The 14,676-nt window shown below is 57.7% G+C and carries 11 protein-coding genes and 1 pseudogene; 9 read left to right on the top strand and 3 right to left on the bottom strand.

The window, feature by feature from the left end; translation table 11 throughout:
• Positions 1-101: 101 nt before the first annotated feature.
• Positions 102-2,216, bottom strand: a complete 2,115-nt coding sequence (pqqU, locus tag QLG21_RS11610; RefSeq protein WP_282484455.1) for a TonB-dependent receptor PqqU — start codon at positions 2,214-2,216, stop codon at positions 102-104.
• 241 nt (positions 2,217-2,457) lie between these two features.
• On the opposite strand from pqqU, the gene QLG21_RS11605 reads away from it, so the two are divergent.
• Positions 2,458-3,519 (top strand): YncE family protein, encoded by a 1,062-nt coding sequence (locus QLG21_RS11605; protein WP_202562208.1) that lies wholly within the window; start codon positions 2,458-2,460, stop codon positions 3,517-3,519.
• Positions 3,520-3,611: 92 nt separating this feature from the next.
• On the opposite strand, the gene ansP is transcribed toward QLG21_RS11605, so the two are convergent.
• Positions 3,612-5,108, bottom strand: a complete 1,497-nt coding sequence (gene ansP, locus QLG21_RS11600) for an L-asparagine permease (RefSeq protein ID WP_137848666.1) — start codon at positions 5,106-5,108, stop codon at positions 3,612-3,614.
• A gap of 425 nt (positions 5,109-5,533) precedes the next feature.
• Here ansP and QLG21_RS11595 point away from each other — a divergent pair, with 425 nt between their 5' ends.
• Positions 5,534-6,517 (top strand): aldo/keto reductase, encoded by a 984-nt coding sequence (locus tag QLG21_RS11595; RefSeq protein WP_282484454.1) that lies wholly within the window; start codon positions 5,534-5,536, stop codon positions 6,515-6,517.
• A 1-nt stretch (position 6,518) separates the two neighbouring features.
• On the opposite strand, the gene QLG21_RS11590 is transcribed toward QLG21_RS11595, so the two are convergent.
• Positions 6,519-7,409, bottom strand: a complete 891-nt coding sequence (locus QLG21_RS11590) for a LysR family transcriptional regulator (RefSeq protein WP_282484453.1) — start codon at positions 7,407-7,409, stop codon at positions 6,519-6,521.
• A 112-nt stretch (positions 7,410-7,521) separates the two neighbouring features.
• Here QLG21_RS11590 and QLG21_RS11585 point away from each other — a divergent pair, with 112 nt between their 5' ends.
• The 7 genes and pseudogenes from QLG21_RS11585 to QLG21_RS11555 all read left to right on the top strand — a co-directional run bounded on the left by QLG21_RS11585 (position 7,522) and on the right by QLG21_RS11555 (position 14,673).
• The gene (locus tag QLG21_RS11585) at positions 7,522-7,920 is read left to right on the top strand and encodes a cupin domain-containing protein (RefSeq protein ID WP_058608733.1); all 399 of its coding nucleotides are present in this window, start codon (positions 7,522-7,524) and stop codon (positions 7,918-7,920) included.
• Positions 7,921-8,067: 147 nt separating this feature from the next.
• The gene (locus tag QLG21_RS11580; protein ID WP_282484452.1) at positions 8,068-9,069 is read left to right on the top strand and encodes an LLM class flavin-dependent oxidoreductase; all 1,002 of its coding nucleotides are present in this window, start codon (positions 8,068-8,070) and stop codon (positions 9,067-9,069) included.
• The gene (locus tag QLG21_RS11575; RefSeq protein ID WP_282484451.1) at positions 9,066-10,187 is read left to right on the top strand and encodes a M20 peptidase aminoacylase family protein; all 1,122 of its coding nucleotides are present in this window, start codon (positions 9,066-9,068) and stop codon (positions 10,185-10,187) included. The genes QLG21_RS11580 and QLG21_RS11575 overlap by 4 nt, the downstream gene beginning before the upstream one ends.
• Before the next feature lie 15 nt (positions 10,188-10,202).
• Positions 10,203-12,464: pseudogene (locus QLG21_RS11570) on the top strand (NtaA/DmoA family FMN-dependent monooxygenase).
• Between the two features lie 9 nt (positions 12,465-12,473).
• Positions 12,474-12,983, top strand: a complete 510-nt coding sequence (locus QLG21_RS11565; protein ID WP_282484450.1) for a GNAT family N-acetyltransferase — start codon at positions 12,474-12,476, stop codon at positions 12,981-12,983.
• Between the two features lie 9 nt (positions 12,984-12,992).
• Complete coding sequence (locus QLG21_RS11560; protein ID WP_137848658.1) at positions 12,993-13,916, top strand: amino acid ABC transporter permease; 924 nt, start codon at positions 12,993-12,995, stop codon at positions 13,914-13,916.
• Positions 13,900-14,673 (top strand): amino acid ABC transporter ATP-binding protein, encoded by a 774-nt coding sequence (locus QLG21_RS11555; RefSeq protein ID WP_282484449.1) that lies wholly within the window; start codon positions 13,900-13,902, stop codon positions 14,671-14,673. The genes QLG21_RS11560 and QLG21_RS11555 overlap by 17 nt, the downstream gene beginning before the upstream one ends.
• Positions 14,674-14,676 lie beyond the last annotated feature (3 nt).

The following is a 14,676-nucleotide window of genomic DNA, read 5'->3' as shown; positions in this document are numbered from 1 at the left end:
AATTCCCGGGGCATTTCGCCACCGGGAATACGCATTTCTAAATCCATTCGAAAAACAGGCTCGCCAATAACGCAGGTTAACTGGCGAGGCCGACTTGTTACTTATTCAAACCGGTAAGACACCGACAGTCCGACGCCATAGTTACGGCCCGGAGCAGGTTCGTAATAACGACCGTTAGATTCATTGACGATCACCGATCCGGCATACTCTTTGTCGAACAGGTTGTCGATGCGACCAAAGACGTCCATACCCCAGTTACCGTAGTTAAACTTATACCCGGTGTTCAACCCGACGACCGTATACGATGGCGCTTTCGCCGTGTTTTCGTCGTCCGCCATAATATCGCTCATATACCGCACGTCGGTACCGGCGTACCAGCCATCCTCCGGCTGCCAGCCGAACGCGGCGTAACCCATATTACGGGCGATCCCCGGCATCCGGTTGCCGTTACAGTCTCCCTCGCTGCACACGTTAGTGCGGTAGGTGGCATCGAGATACGTCCACGCCATTTTCAGCTTCCAGTTTTCGGCGAACTGCTGGTCGAGCGAAACCTCCACACCCTGACGTCGGGTTTTACCGGCATTTTTATAGCTGGTGCGCCCGCCCGCGCTGGAATCCACCACGATCTCATCGTCGGTGTCGGTGCGGAACAGCGCCGCCGTCAGCAAGCCATTGCCAATGCGGGTTTTACTGCCCACTTCATAGGTGTTGTTGGTTGAGGGTTGCAGACCAATGTTCAGCCCACCCTGGTTATCCGGACGATAGGAAAGCTCATTGATGGTCGGCGTTTCAAAGCCACGACCGGCTGCGGCATACAGGTTCCACGCGTCGGTCACGGCATATTTCACCGCACCAGCCGGGAGCCATTTGTGGTAGCTCGCGTCACCGCTGTCATCACCGTTTTGCGGAGTAACGTAGTGGTCATTCGAGTCGAACCAGACCGAGCTGTAGCGCACGCCCGCATCCACCGAGAGTTTCTGCGTTAGCTGCCAGCGGGTTTGCAGGTAAGGGTCAACGTTCCACATTAAATTGCGTTCGTTGCGGCGCTTGTCGCCTTTGACGCCGTAATCCGGCACGCCGTTATGCATCACGAAGTTCTCGTAGCCGCGACGATCTTCGCTAAGGTTTTCATAGTTCAGGCCGGTAGTAAAGGTGACCGGCACCAGCAGTTCACCGCGGTGGGTCCAGCGGGTATCGATGCCCTGATAGTGGCGCTGCATATCAATCACGCCGCCGGAGTGGGTGGGCCTCAGCTGCGGCTGGTAAGGAATCGACTGATACTGCGTCATCTCGCGCTCACCGGCGTACATCATCACGCTGAGATCGTCCTGCTCGCTCATCCGGCGGTCATAGCGTAGCCCGGCCTGGGTCTGCTTGATGGTCTTGCGGGTGTTAAACGCATCGCCGCGCGGAGACTGGCGCGGATCGTTTTGCCACTCCTGATAGCTCAGCCCGCCCGGATCGTTGGCTTTCATGTCCACGCTGTTAAAGATCAGCGTCAGCTTGCTGACGTCATCAATGCGCACGCCAAGCTTAGCGTTGGCAAGGTTTTTGCGCGCGCCGCTGTGGTCGCGATAGCCTTTGGTGGTGAAGCGGGTGGTTGAGACGGTGTAATCCACATCGCCCGCATGCGTCCCGTCGCCCATTGCGCCGGTCGCCTTCATGCCGTAGCGCCAGGTACCGTAGCTGCCATAGTAGCTGCTGGCTTCAATGGTTGGCGGCTGCTGTCCGGTTTGGGTGTTGATATTGATGACGCCGCCAGAGGCGTTTCCGTACAGGGCCGAGAAGGGGCCGCGAAGCACTTCAACGCTCTCCACGCTGGAGAGATCGATGTTTGAGGTCTGGCCCTGACCGTCGGGCATGGTCGCCGGAATACCGTCCACATACATGCGGATACCACGCACGCCGAACGTTGAGCGTGCGCCAAAGCCGCGCATCGAAAGCTGAAGATCCTGCGCATAGTTCTGACGGTTCTGAACCTGTAGCCCCGGCACGCTGCCGAGCGATTCAGACAGGTTAATGCGCGGCGCGGCGTGACGCATATCATCGCCGTTCACCACGCTTACGGCCGCAGGCGTATCAAGCTCGGAGACGGTCTGCGGGGTCGCGCTGACGATCATGGTCTGTTCCTCTGCGGCCACGGCGCTCAGCGGGCCAAACGTGACGGGAACCAACAACAGCGGGAGCGTTGCCCTACGGGCAGAAATGATTTTCATGAAATAAACCGATTATGAAAGAAAACGAACCAAATGGAACATGTGCATACATGTTAAATCTTTTGTAAATCTTTTGAAAACTATAACCGCACGTTGCGTTAATGGAAGGGCAGAGAGGAAAGAAAAACTCCACATTTAACAAATTAATGATTACTATTCTCATTAAAAATGGGCAAAGCCACGACTTTGTCTCCCGGAAGCGATGTCAGCAGTACACACCCTCTTTTAAAAAGGAATTGTTATGTCTTTACGCCATCTGTGCTCACCGCGCCTGAAAAATTCTCTGCTGTTAAGCTCGTTACTCCTTGCCGGAACGTTCCAGGCGCACGCCGCCGACGACATGCTGCGTAAGGCAGTGGGTAAGGGTGCTTATGAAATGGCGGTGAGCCAGCAGGAGAATGCGCTGTGGGTTGCGACGTCGCAAAGCCGCAAGCTCGACAAGGGCGGCGTGGTCTATCGACTGGATCCGGTTACGCTGGAAGTGACGCAGGCCATTCATAACGATCTCAAACCGTTTGGCGCCACCTTCGACAAATCCACCCAGACCCTGTGGTTCGGCAACACCACCAGTAGCGCCGTGACGGCCATTGACGCGAAAACGGGCGACGTGAAAGGGCGTCTGGTGCTGGATGACCGCAAGCGTAGCGAAACGGTTAAACCGCTTCAGCCGCGCCAGCTGGTTGCCGATGACACCACCCATACCGTTTACATCACCGGTGTCGGCAAAGAGAGCGTGATCTGGGTAGTCGACGGCGCCACGCTGAAATTGAAAGAGACCATCGCCAATACGGGTACTTACGGTACTGGACTGGCGCTGGATGCGCAGGCGAAACGTCTGTACACCACTAACGGCGACGGCGAGTTGCTGACGATTGATACTGCGACCAACAAAATCCTGAGCCGTAAGAAGTTGCAGGACGACGGCAAAGAACACTTCTATCTGAATCTGAGTCTTGATACCGCGGGCCAACGCGCGTTCGTGACTGATTCCAAGCAGCCTGAAGTGCTGGTGGTGAGCCTGAAAGACGGAAGCGTTGTCGAGAAAATCGCCGCGCCGGAATCGCTGGCGGTGCTGTTCAACCCGGCACGCAATGAGGCGTACGTGACCCATCGCGAAGCGGGCAAGGTCAGTGTGATTGACGCGAAAACCTACAAAGTGACAAAAACCTATGATACGCCGGTCTACCCGAACAGCCTGGCGCTGTCTGCCGACGGTAAAACGCTGTATGTGACGGTGAAACAGAAATCGACTCGTCAGCAGGAAGCAACCCAGCCTGACGATGTCATTCGTATCGCGCTGTAATGTGGGTATTGCCCGGTGGCGCTGCGCTTACCGGGCCGACAAAACCGTGATCTGTAGGCCGGGTAAGGCGAAGCCGCCACCCGGCTTTTTTATTATCGTGACGTCTCTTCAACCAGCGGGCGGTCATGCTGATCATCATCATGATGAACCGGCGCGGTGCTGTGAATTTCGTTAACGCGCTTACGCACGCCAAACCAGCCGACAATCAGTACAACGGCTAACACAGGAATGGTCGCGATGGTGTATGTACCGTTCGGGTAGTCAAACGCCATCAGCACCAGCACGCTGAACAGGAACAGCAGGGTCAGCCAGGATGTCACCGGCGCCCCCGGCAGCTTAAAGCTCACCTCGGCGGCTTTCCCTTCTTTAATCGCTTTGCGCAGACGCATCTGGCAAACCACGATAAAGGCCCAGGAGGCGATGATGCCCAGCGCGGCCACGTTCAGGACAATCTCAAACACCTGAGACGGCACCAGATAGTTCAGGAACACGCCAAAGACATATACCACCAGCGTGGCGAGAATACCGGCGTACGGCACCTGCTGCTTGCTCATCTTCGACATGAATTTCGGCGCGGAGCCACCCATGGACATCGAGCGCAGAATACGGCCAGTCGAGTAGAGGCCGGAGTTCAGGCTGGAGAGGGCGGCGGTCAGTACCACGATGTTCATGATGCTGCCCACGTACGGCACGCCAAGCTTAGAGAAGAAGGTCACAAACGGGCTTTGTCCCGCCTGATAGGCATTCCACGGCAGCAGCAGTACCAGCAGCACCACGGAGCCAACGTAGAACAGACCAATACGCCAGATCACGCTGTTGATCGCTTTTGGCACCATGGTCTGCGGATCTTTACACTCGCCAGCGGCGGTGCCGACCAGCTCAATAGAAGCAAAGGCGAACACCACGCCCTGAACCAGCACCAGTGCGGGCAGCAGGCCGTGCGGGAAGAAGCCGCCGTTATCGGTGATGAGGTGGAAGCCCGTGGCGTTGCCATCCAGGGGTTTACCCGTGCCGAGGAACACCGTACCAACCACCAGGAAGATAACGATCGCCAGCACTTTCACCAGCGCAAACCAGAACTCCATCTCGGCGAACCACTTCACGCCGATCATGTTCATGGTACCGACAATCGCCAGCGCGCCGAGGGCAAAGACCCACTGCGGTACGTCGCCAAACGCGCCCCAGTAGTGCATGTACAGCGCAACCGCGGTGATATCCACGATCCCGGTCATCGCCCAGTTAACGAAATACATCCAGCCCGCCACGTAGGCGGCTTTTTCACCGAGGAATTCGCGGGCGTAAGAGACGAAACTGCCGCTGGAAGGGCGATGAAGTACCAGTTCGCCCAGCGCGCGGAGTATGAAGAAAGAGAAGATCCCGCACACCAGATAAACCAGTGCGAGAGCAGGGCCAGCCATCTGAAGACGTGCGCCAGCACCCAAAAACAGACCCGTACCGATAGCGCCGCCGATGGCAATCATTTGAACCTGACGGTTGCCCATCGCCTTGTGGTAGCCCTCTTCGTGAGAGTTCAACCAGCGACGTTTCGCAGCGTGATGTTCGGCCGCGCTTTTATTGCTTGTTTTCATTGAGTTACCTGTTTACCTGTCTGAACCATTAACGTGATAGTCCTGTCTGGCAGAGAGCGACACAAACGATTGCTTCTGCGCAGGCACATGCCGCCTTTCCAGTCATTCTGCGTATGGATAAGGCAAAACATGGCGTGGCATCCTACCTGCAATTTTTAGGTGACGCAAAATATAACCGTGCCGAAAGTGATGCTCATCGAAGGAAATCGTGTGGTCCGAGCAGAGCGGATCATAACGCACTAAAAGTCGGCGAGTTTTTAGACAAACCAGCAGGCGCAGTGATGATTTATTCATCAGCACTGCTTACCGTTCGCCTGAAGTCATTAATGAGTCCAATTCATAAGCACTAGCGGTTTTGCGCTGTAGTGTTCATGAACAAACCCACCTAAAGTTATCCCGACAGAAATAAAAACACGAGGTGAAGAATGCAACAGCGACAGCTAGGTAAAGACGGACTGACGGTTTCAGCGCTTGGGCTGGGATGCATGGGATTAAGCTACGGTTATGGCCCGGCAACGGACAAACAGCAGGCCATCGCGCTTATCCGCGAGGCGGTCGAGCGCGGGGTGACCTTTTTCGACACGGCGGAGATTTACGGGCCCTATATCAATGAAGAGGTGATTGGCGAGGCGCTGGCACCGTTTCGCAACCGCGTAGTGATTGCCACTAAGTTCGGCTTTGATTGCGAACGGCCGGGGCAGACGCTAAACAGCCGTCCAGAACATATCCGCGCGGCGGTGGAAGGATCTCTGGCGCGGCTGAAAACCGATTACATCGACCTCTATTATCAGCATCGCGTCGATCCTGACGTACCAATGGAAGATGTCGCCGGAACCGTTGCCGATCTGATTGCCGAAGGCAAGGTGAAGCATTTTGGCCTTTCTGAAGCGGGCGTAGATTCCATTCGTCGCGCCCACGCGGTATGTCCGGTAACGGCATTGCAGAGCGAATATTCCCTGTGGTGGCGACAACCTGAGCAGCAGATCCTGCCGCTACTGGAGGAGCTGAACATCGGGTTTGTACCCTTCAGTCCGCTGGGCAAAGGCTTTCTGACCGGGGCAATCGACGCCAGTACGACCTTCGACAGCAGCGATTTTCGCAACGTCGTTCCGCGCTTTAGCGAGGCGTCGCGCCAGGCGAATCAGAAACTGGTTGAGGTGGTCAAGAGTCTGGCAGCGGAGCAGGGCGTAACGCCAGCCCAAATCGCCCTGGCGTGGCTGCTGGCAAAAGCCCCATGGATTGTCCCGATTCCTGGCACAACCAAGCTGCACCGGCTGGAGGAAAATCTGGCTGCGGTAAACGTGACCCTGTCACAAAAAGACCTTGCCAACATTCATCACGCGCTGGCAGACATTGACGTAGTCGGCGAGCGTTATCCGGCTCACCTCCAGTCGCGTGTTGGGAAATAAGCTACCGATAGCGCAGCGCGTCAACCAGCAGCGAGAACGCGGTGGTGTGCTGGCGGCGGCTCGGGTAGTAAAGGTGGTATCCGTCAAAGGGCGGGCACCACGCCTCCAGCACGCGGAGTAATCGCCCCTGGTCGAGCGCCTCGCGGACGGTATCTTCCGGAACGTAAGCGAGGCCCAGACCGCTCTCGGCGGCATCAATACGCTGCGGAAGATTGTTCAGCGTCAGCTGGCCGTCAACCCGCACGCGCAGCGCGCGGCCGTCGCGCTCAAATTCCCATGCGTATAAACCGCCGCGCGTCGGCAGGCGCATATTGATGCAACGGTGATGCTGGAGCTGTTCCGGCGTATCAGGCGTGCCGTAACGCTCAAAATAGTCTGCTGAACCGACCACCGCCATGCGCATATCCGTCGCGATGCGTACGGCGATCATGTCTTTTGCCACCTGTTCGCCGAGGCGCACGCCCGCGTCGAAGCGCCCGTCAACGATGTCCGTCAGCCCGTTGTCTACCGTAACCTCGACGTGAATGTCAGGGTATTGCGTCATAAAGGGTTTAAGCACCGGCCACAGCACGGCAGACATCGCATGCTCCCCGGCGGTCAGGCGAATATTCCCGGCGGGTCGATCGCGGGTATCACGCAGTGCAGTGAGTTCTTGTTCAATCTCCAGCAGGTGCGGGCTGAGTCGCATCAACAGCCTTTCACCAGCTTCTGTCGGGGCCACGCTGCGCGTGGTGCGCGTCAGAAGCCGAACCTCGAGCCTCGCCTCCAGGTTACGCATCGCGTGGCTGAGCGCCGACTGGGAAACCCCGAGCTGCGCGGCCGCACGGGTAAAGCTGCGTTCCCGCGCAACCACCATGAACGAGAGCAGATCGTTAAAATTGTCTTTAAGCATTCTGACGCCCTGATTTATGAATTCGTCTCATAGTTCCTTTCTGATTATGCACTCTAATGCTCGCCTGCGCTTTGCGCTACTGTTACCTCAACAGCAAAAAAAGGAGACAACGATGAAGATTATCCGCAGTGGTTCATTACCTTCCGCGAAGGGGCCGGAAGCCTGGTTTACCGGTACCGTACGCATTGACGCCCCGTTCCAGGCAACCGAACCGGCAAAAGTGGGCGGCGCAACGGTGACGTTCGAGCCGGGTGCGCGCACCGCCTGGCACACGCATCCGCTCGGGCAGACGCTGATCGTCACCCAGGGGCGCGGCTGGCTGCAGGCGTGGGGAGAAGAGGCCGAACCGCTAAATCAGGGCGATATCGCCTGGATCGAGCCAGGGGTAAAACACTGGCACGGTGCCTGCGCCGAAACGGCAATGACCCATATTGCGATTGCCGAATCGGTTAACGGCAGCCCGGTGGAATGGCTGGAAAAAGTCACCGACGAGCAGTACCCCGGGGCCTGACCACCGACGGGAAAAACCGCTAAGGCCTTATTCTTAGCATGGTTTTGTATATCTGATTTCCGGCAAACCAAATGTAAATTAATTGTTTCTCAGCGATGAAATACGCCTTTAATAATGACGGCATGTTAAGTCAAACGAGAAGCGAACATGTCCTGGCGAATCAGCATTCTGGATAAAAGCCCCGTTGCGGAAAATGAAACGGCCGCCGATGCGCTGGCGCGAACCCTAAGCCTTGCGCAGCTGGCGGAAACGTTGGGTTACCACCGCTTCTGGATTGCCGAGCACCACAATACCCCTCAGCTTGCCAGCCCCTCACCGGAGCTGCTGATTGCCTGGATCCTCGGGCAAACACGGCGTATCCGCGTCGGATCGGGCGGCGTCATGCTTCAGCATTACAGCCCTTACAAGGTGGCAGAGAATTTTAACCTGCTGGCCGCTTTAGCCCCTGGACGGGTCGATCTTGGCGTCGGAAAAGCGCCTGGTGGCCTGCCGCTCTCTACCCGAGCGCTACAGCATGGCCTGAACCCACAGGAAAAAGGCAGCTTTGCCGATCAGCTCACGCAGCTAGATCGCTGGCTTCGCCCTGAGTATCAGTCTGCGGACGAGGCCGTGCGCGCCACGCCGCTGCCGCCGCTGCCCGCACAGGGCTTTTTGCTTGGAGCCAGCGTCGAAAGCGCGCTTCTTGCGGCATCGCTCGACTGGCACTTTGTCTTTGCTGCTCATCTTAATGGCGATCCGGATCTACTGCGCGAGGTGGTGGCGACCTGGCGCGAGCACAGCACCCTTGACGTTATCGTGGCCGTGCAGGCCATCGTGGCAACGACGCAGTCCGAGGCACAAGCCCTGGCGCAGAAGGTGGAAGTGTGGGGCGTTGAGCTGGCAAACGGCCAGCGCGTGACGGTAGCCAGCGAGGAGCAGGCCTACGCCTTTGCGCGTCAGGCCGGGAGCGAACCGCTGCGTATTGCCCGCCGGGCGCAGTCTCTGCTGGTCGGAACGGCTGATGCGGTGGTGGCGCAGCTTGAAGCTTTGCATCAACAGTGGGGCATTGATGAGTTCATCATCGATACCCCGATTGCAGAAGGTGCCCGCCGCACGCGATCCCTTCGTCTGCTGGCAGAGGCCAGACTGAATAAGGCGGTGACGGTATGAATCTTAGCGAACAGCTAATTTCCTGGCGTCGTGAGCTGCACCAGCACCCCGAGCTGTCCGGTCAGGAGGTTGAAACAACCGCGCGGCTGCGCCAGTGGCTGACTCAGGCTGGGATCGCGCCGCTGCCCTATGACCTTCAAACCGGACTGGTGACGGAAATTGGGTCGGGTAAAAAGCTAATTGCCCTACGGGCGGACATTGATGCTCTGCCCATTGAGGAGCGCAGCGGCGTGCCGTTTAGCTCGCAGCGGCCGGGGGTGATGCACGCCTGCGGTCATGACGTGCATACCAGCGTTATTCTTGGCGCAGCGCTAAAGCTGAAAGCCCGAGAAGCTTCGCTTGCCGGGCGAGTGCGGATCCTCTTCCAGCCAGCCGAAGAGAACTTTGGCGGTGCGAAAAGCATGATCCGTGCCGGTGCGTTACGCGACGTGAGCGCCATCTTCGGTATGCATAACGAGCCGTCGCTGCCGGTTGGTGAATTTGCCACCCGCGGCGGGCCGTTTTACGCCAACGTTGATCGCTTCGCCATCCGCATTACCGGCAAGGGCGCACACGCGGCGCGTCCTCACGAGGGCAACGATGCCATCGTGCTGGCAAGTCAGCTGGTGACGGCGCTGCAAAGCGTGGCCAGCCGGAACGTCAATACGCTGGATTCGGTGGTGCTCAGCGTCACGCGCATCACCGGGGGCAATACCTGGAACGTTCTGCCGGAGACGGTTGAGCTGGAGGGGACGCTGCGCACTCACCGCAGCGACGTGCAGCAAAAGGTAAAAGCGCGTGTCGGCGACATCGCCGCCGGGTTTGCCAGCGCCTTTAACGCCCAAATCGATATCACCTGGTATGCCGGACCCGCCGCGCTGGTTAACGACGAGCACTGGGCGGCGTTTGCCACCTCGGTCGCCAGAGAAGCGGGCTACGAAACCCATCATGCGGAGCTGCATATGGGCGGGGAAGATTTTGCGGTGTATCTGCAAAATATACCCGGCGCGTTTGTCAGCATCGGCAGCGCCAGCCCCTTTGGTTTACATCACCCGGCGTTTAACCCGGACGAAGCGTTAATTGAACCCGCTGCCGCCTATTTTGCGCAGCTGGCGGAAAAAGCGCTGCAACACGTTTAATTATAAGAGGTGAATATGTCTGCAACTCGTCAGCTGCGGCTGGGCACTATTTTGCACGGCGCATCAGGGAATATGTCTGCATGGCGACATCCGGCGGCCGTCGCCGATGCCAGCATTAATTTTGATTTTGTTAAAGAGACGGCGCTAAAAGCGGAAGAGGGCAAACTGGATTTTCTTTTTGTCGCCGACGGACTTTATATTAACGAGAAATCCATTCCGCACTTTTTAAATCGCTTTGAACCGCTGACGGTATTATCGGCGCTGGCAAGTCTTACTTCCCGACTGGGATTAGTGGGCACCTTGTCAACCTCCTACAGCGAGCCGTTTACCGTGGCACGCCAGTTTGCCAGCCTCGATCATCTGAGCCATGGCCGCGCGGGCTGGAACGTAGTGACCTCTCCGCTGGAAGGTTCAGCCAAAAACTTCTCCCGTGAGAAACACCCGGAACACGCGCTGCGCTATCGCATCGCTGATGAATATCTCGACGTGGTGAAAGGGTTATGGGACTCCTGGGAAGGCGATGCCTTTATCCGTGATAAAGCGAGCGGACGCTTTTTTGACCCGGATAAACTGCATACTCTCGATCATCACGGTGATTTCTTTCAGGTTGCCGGACCGCTGAATATTGGCCGCACGCCGCAAGGACGCCCGATTATATTTCAGGCGGGCGCGTCGGATGACGGTAAAAAGCTGGCAGCGAAACACGCTGATGCCATATTTACCCACCACGAAACGCTAGACGAAGCGCAAGCATTTTATCGCGACGTGAAGCAACAACTGGAAAATAACGGTCGTCGTGCGTCGGATTTACATATTTTCCAGGGCGTGAGCGTGATTGTCGGCAAAGATGCTGAAGACGTGGAAAACCAGTATCAAACCACGGCGGCGCTGGTGTCCATTACCGACGCGCTGAATTACCTTGGACGCTACTTTGAACACCACGATTTTAGCCAGTATCCCCTGGACGCGCCGTTCCCGGACGTGGGCGATTTAGGTAAAAACAGCTTTCGCAGCACCACCGATGAGATCAAGCGTAATGCCGCTGAGCGCCAGTTAACGTTGCGTCAGGTAGCGCTGGAAGCAGCATCCCCGCGCCCGCGCTTTTCCGGCACGCCGGAGCAGGTGGCGGATGGCCTTCAGGCGTGGTTCGAGGGCTATGCAGCCGACGGTTTTATCATTCAGGGCGGCACGCCGGACACCTTCCCGCGCTTTGTTGACCATGTCGTGCCGGTATTACAGGCGCGCGGCCTGTTTCGTACTGACTACCCCGGCACCACGCTGCGCGACAGTCTGGGTTTAGACGAACCCACAAATCAGTTCACACAACAATAAGAGAACGCCGCTATGCAGAAAACATCGCTTATTCTGGCGCTTGCGCTGGCCATTACTCCTGCAGTCTGGGCTGAGAATGTCACTATCAATGGCACCGGCGTAAGCCTGGAAGCCAACAAAACACCAATTAACACTGCCAAAAACAGCGCGGCGGTAGCGCAGCTGCCGAAAGACTATCACTTTGCCGTCCCTGGAAAATTTACCGTCGCCGTGGCAGGGCTGAACCAGCCGCCGCTGACGGTGTTTGCCGACGATAACAAAACGCTGCTTGGCAGCGAGGTGGATATTGCTCGTCTGGTGGCGGATAGCCTGGGGCTTGAGCTGAACGTGGTGCCGACCTCCTGGGAGGACTGGCCGCTCGGCGTGGCGTCCGGGAAATATGACGCGGCTATTAGCAATATTACCGTCACCAAAGCGCGTAAAGAGAAGTTTGATTTTGCCACCTACCGCAAGGATTCCCTGGGCTTCTACGTGAAATCGACCAGCCCGATAAAAACGCTTGAGAAGGCGGAAGATATCGCCGGTCTGCGCATCATCGTTGGCTCTGGTACCAATCAGGAAGCCATCCTGCTGGCGTGGAATGCTGAAAACCTGAAAAAAGGGCTTAAGCCGTTCACCCCGGTCTACACCAAAGACGATGCTGCGCAAACCCTGGCGCTGCAATCCGGGCGCGCGGACGCCTGGTTTGGTCCAAACGTTATTGGCGCGTGGAAAGCGGCGCTGAGCGGCAAAACCCAGCTGGTCGGCAGCGTCGACGGCGGCTGGCCGAAGGCGGCGCACATCGCGGTAACGCTGAAAAAAGGCAGCGGCCTGGTTGAGCCGGTGCAGACTGCGCTAAACGGCGTGATTAAAAACGGTGATTACGACAAAGTCCTCAACCGTTGGGGGGAAGGCGTTGAACGTATCCCGAATTCTGAAGTTAACCCGACAGGTCTGGGCGATTAAGGGGGGATTATGCGCGAGCAATTTCGTGATGTATCGCCGGAAGACGCCGAACTTCAGCCCATCATCAAGGGGTTATTCGGCGAATACGCTGCCCGATACGGGGACTACTTTTCGAAAGACGCCGAGGTAGAATTGACCGAATGGTATCTCGCACCGCAGGGGCTGTTTATCGTGCTGGAACGCGACGGGAAAATTATCGCTACCGGGGCCTACAAACCCTTTGATGAACGCACCGCGGAGATCAAGCGCATCTGGACCGACAAAACGCTGCGCCAGCAGGGGCTGGCGGGCCGGGTGGTGCAGGAGCTGGAGCGGCGGGCGGCACTGGCGGGCTACAGTCAGATTTACCTCACCACCGGTTTTCGCCAGCCGGAAGCGGTACGGCTGTATCTTAGCCAGGGATATCAGCCGCAGTTCGATCTTGACCGCGATCCGGAAGAGTACAGCCAGCCGCCGTTCGATGGCCGGCTGCGTTTCACCAAAACGCTGATCCGCGAAGCGCTCAGCAAATCCGCATAAGGAACGACGATGAGCAACGTTGAAACCATTAAAGTGGTCCCGGCGCGCTATCCGCTGCGCACCGTTGGCGCGGTGGCCGCGCTGTTTATCCTGGCCGTGGTGATCCAGTCCGTGGCCTTTAACCCGCGCTGGGAGTGGGCGGTCTTCGCCCGCTGGTTCTTCGATCCGGTTATTCTGGAGGGCGTCGGCCAGACGCTGCTGTTGACGCTCATTGGCACCGTGCTGAGCGTATTCCTCGGCGGGATGCTGGCGCTGGCGAGACTCTCTTCCAGCTGGCTGTTGAGCAGCATGGCGTGGGCCTACATCTGGCTGTTTCGTTCGCTGCCGCTGATCGTGGTGCTGATTATTCTCTATAACTTCTCCTATCTGTACGACACCCTTTCGCTGGGCGTGCCGTTTACCGATATTCTCTGGGGGCGCTTTGAGACCATCAACGTGCTGGGGCAGTTTTCTACCGCCGTGGTGGGGCTGACGCTGGTGCAGAGCGCCTATACCGCCGAGATCGTTCGCGGAGGCTTCCTCGGGGTCGATCACGGTCAGTATGAAGCCGCCGCCGCGCTCGGCCTCCCGGCCTGGCGGCGCACCGTGCGCATTATCCTGCCGCAGGCGCTGCGCACCATACTGCCGTCCGGCTTTAACGAGATCATCAGCCTCGCCAAAGGCACGGCAATGGTATACGTCCTGGCAATGCCGGAGTTGTTCTACACCATTCAGATGATCTACAACCGCACGCAGGAGGTCATTCCGCTGCTGATGGTCGGGGCCGTCTGGTATCTGGTGATAACCACCGTCCTGTCAGCGATCCAGCATGTCGTGGAACGCGGGCTTGCCCGCAGCGAACGCCGCTCCGCCGTAAATCATCACCGCGCATCCCGCCGTACCCGTTCCGTCAACACCCCAGTACAGGAGCCCGTCCATGCAAGCCTCTCCTGAAGGACATATTTCCATCACCGGCGTCAGCAAATTCTTTGGCCGCCATAAGGCACTGGATAACGTCTCGCTTGAGATCCCGCCCGGTTCCGTCACGGTGATCCTCGGGCCGTCCGGTTCGGGCAAATCGACGCTGCTGCGCACCATTAACCACCTGGAGCGCGTCGATGAAGGCTTTATTCAGATAGACGGGGAGTACGTTGGCTATCGTCGTCAGGGCGACAAACTCTACGAGCTGAAGGAGAACGCGATCCTGAAACAGCGCGTCAACGTGGGGTATGTGTTCCAGAACTTTAATCTTTTCCCGCACCTCACGGTGCTGGAAAACCTGATTGAAGCGCCCATCGCGCACAAAAAACTCAGCCGCAAAGAGGCTATCGACAGCGCATACAGCCTGCTGGACGTGGTGGGGCTGCGCGACAAGGCCGATGCCTGGTCACGCCATCTCTCCGGCGGGCAACAGCAGCGGATTGCCATCGCGCGCGCGCTGACGTTGCGCCCTCGGGTGATGCTGTTTGATGAACCAACGTCAGCGCTCGATCCGGAGCTGGTAGGTGAGGTGCTGGACGTGATCAAAAAGCTCGCCCGCTCCGGCACGACGCTGGTGGTGGTGACGCACGAGATCGGGTTTGCCCGTGAAGTGGCGGATCAGGTGGTGTTTATGGTCGATGGTAAAATTGTGGAGCAGGGCAGCAGCGACGAGGTGTTAAACCATCCGTCGCACCCGCGAACCCGCCAGTTCCTGTCAAAAGTGTTGTAAGGA

Source organism: Enterobacter sp. V87_3 (genome assembly GCF_029967835.1).
Classification (GTDB): Bacteria; Pseudomonadota; Gammaproteobacteria; order Enterobacterales; family Enterobacteriaceae; genus Enterobacter; species Enterobacter cancerogenus.
The sequence above is the reverse complement of the archived record's forward strand: the minus strand, read 5'-3'. Positions and strand labels throughout refer to the sequence as shown.

Excerpts from the sequence above, each read along its gene's own strand:
- pqqU (WP_282484455.1), bottom strand. The coding sequence starts at position 2,216 with ATGAAAATCATTTCTGCCCGTAGGGCAACGCTCCCGCTGTTGTTGGTT.
- QLG21_RS11605 (WP_202562208.1), top strand. The coding sequence starts at position 2,458 with ATGTCTTTACGCCATCTGTGCTCACCGCGCCTGAAAAATTCTCTGCTG.
- ansP (WP_137848666.1), bottom strand. The coding sequence starts at position 5,108 with ATGAAAACAAGCAATAAAAGCGCGGCCGAACATCACGCTGCGAAACGT.
- QLG21_RS11595 (WP_282484454.1), top strand. The coding sequence starts at position 5,534 with ATGCAACAGCGACAGCTAGGTAAAGACGGACTGACGGTTTCAGCGCTT.
- QLG21_RS11590 (WP_282484453.1), bottom strand. The coding sequence starts at position 7,409 with ATGCTTAAAGACAATTTTAACGATCTGCTCTCGTTCATGGTGGTTGCG.
- QLG21_RS11585 (WP_058608733.1), top strand. The coding sequence starts at position 7,522 with ATGAAGATTATCCGCAGTGGTTCATTACCTTCCGCGAAGGGGCCGGAA.
- QLG21_RS11580 (WP_282484452.1), top strand. The coding sequence starts at position 8,068 with ATGTCCTGGCGAATCAGCATTCTGGATAAAAGCCCCGTTGCGGAAAAT.
- QLG21_RS11575 (WP_282484451.1), top strand. The coding sequence starts at position 9,066 with ATGAATCTTAGCGAACAGCTAATTTCCTGGCGTCGTGAGCTGCACCAG.
- QLG21_RS11565 (WP_282484450.1), top strand. The coding sequence starts at position 12,474 with ATGCGCGAGCAATTTCGTGATGTATCGCCGGAAGACGCCGAACTTCAG.
- QLG21_RS11560 (WP_137848658.1), top strand. The coding sequence starts at position 12,993 with ATGAGCAACGTTGAAACCATTAAAGTGGTCCCGGCGCGCTATCCGCTG.
- QLG21_RS11555 (WP_282484449.1), top strand. The coding sequence starts at position 13,900 with ATGCAAGCCTCTCCTGAAGGACATATTTCCATCACCGGCGTCAGCAAA.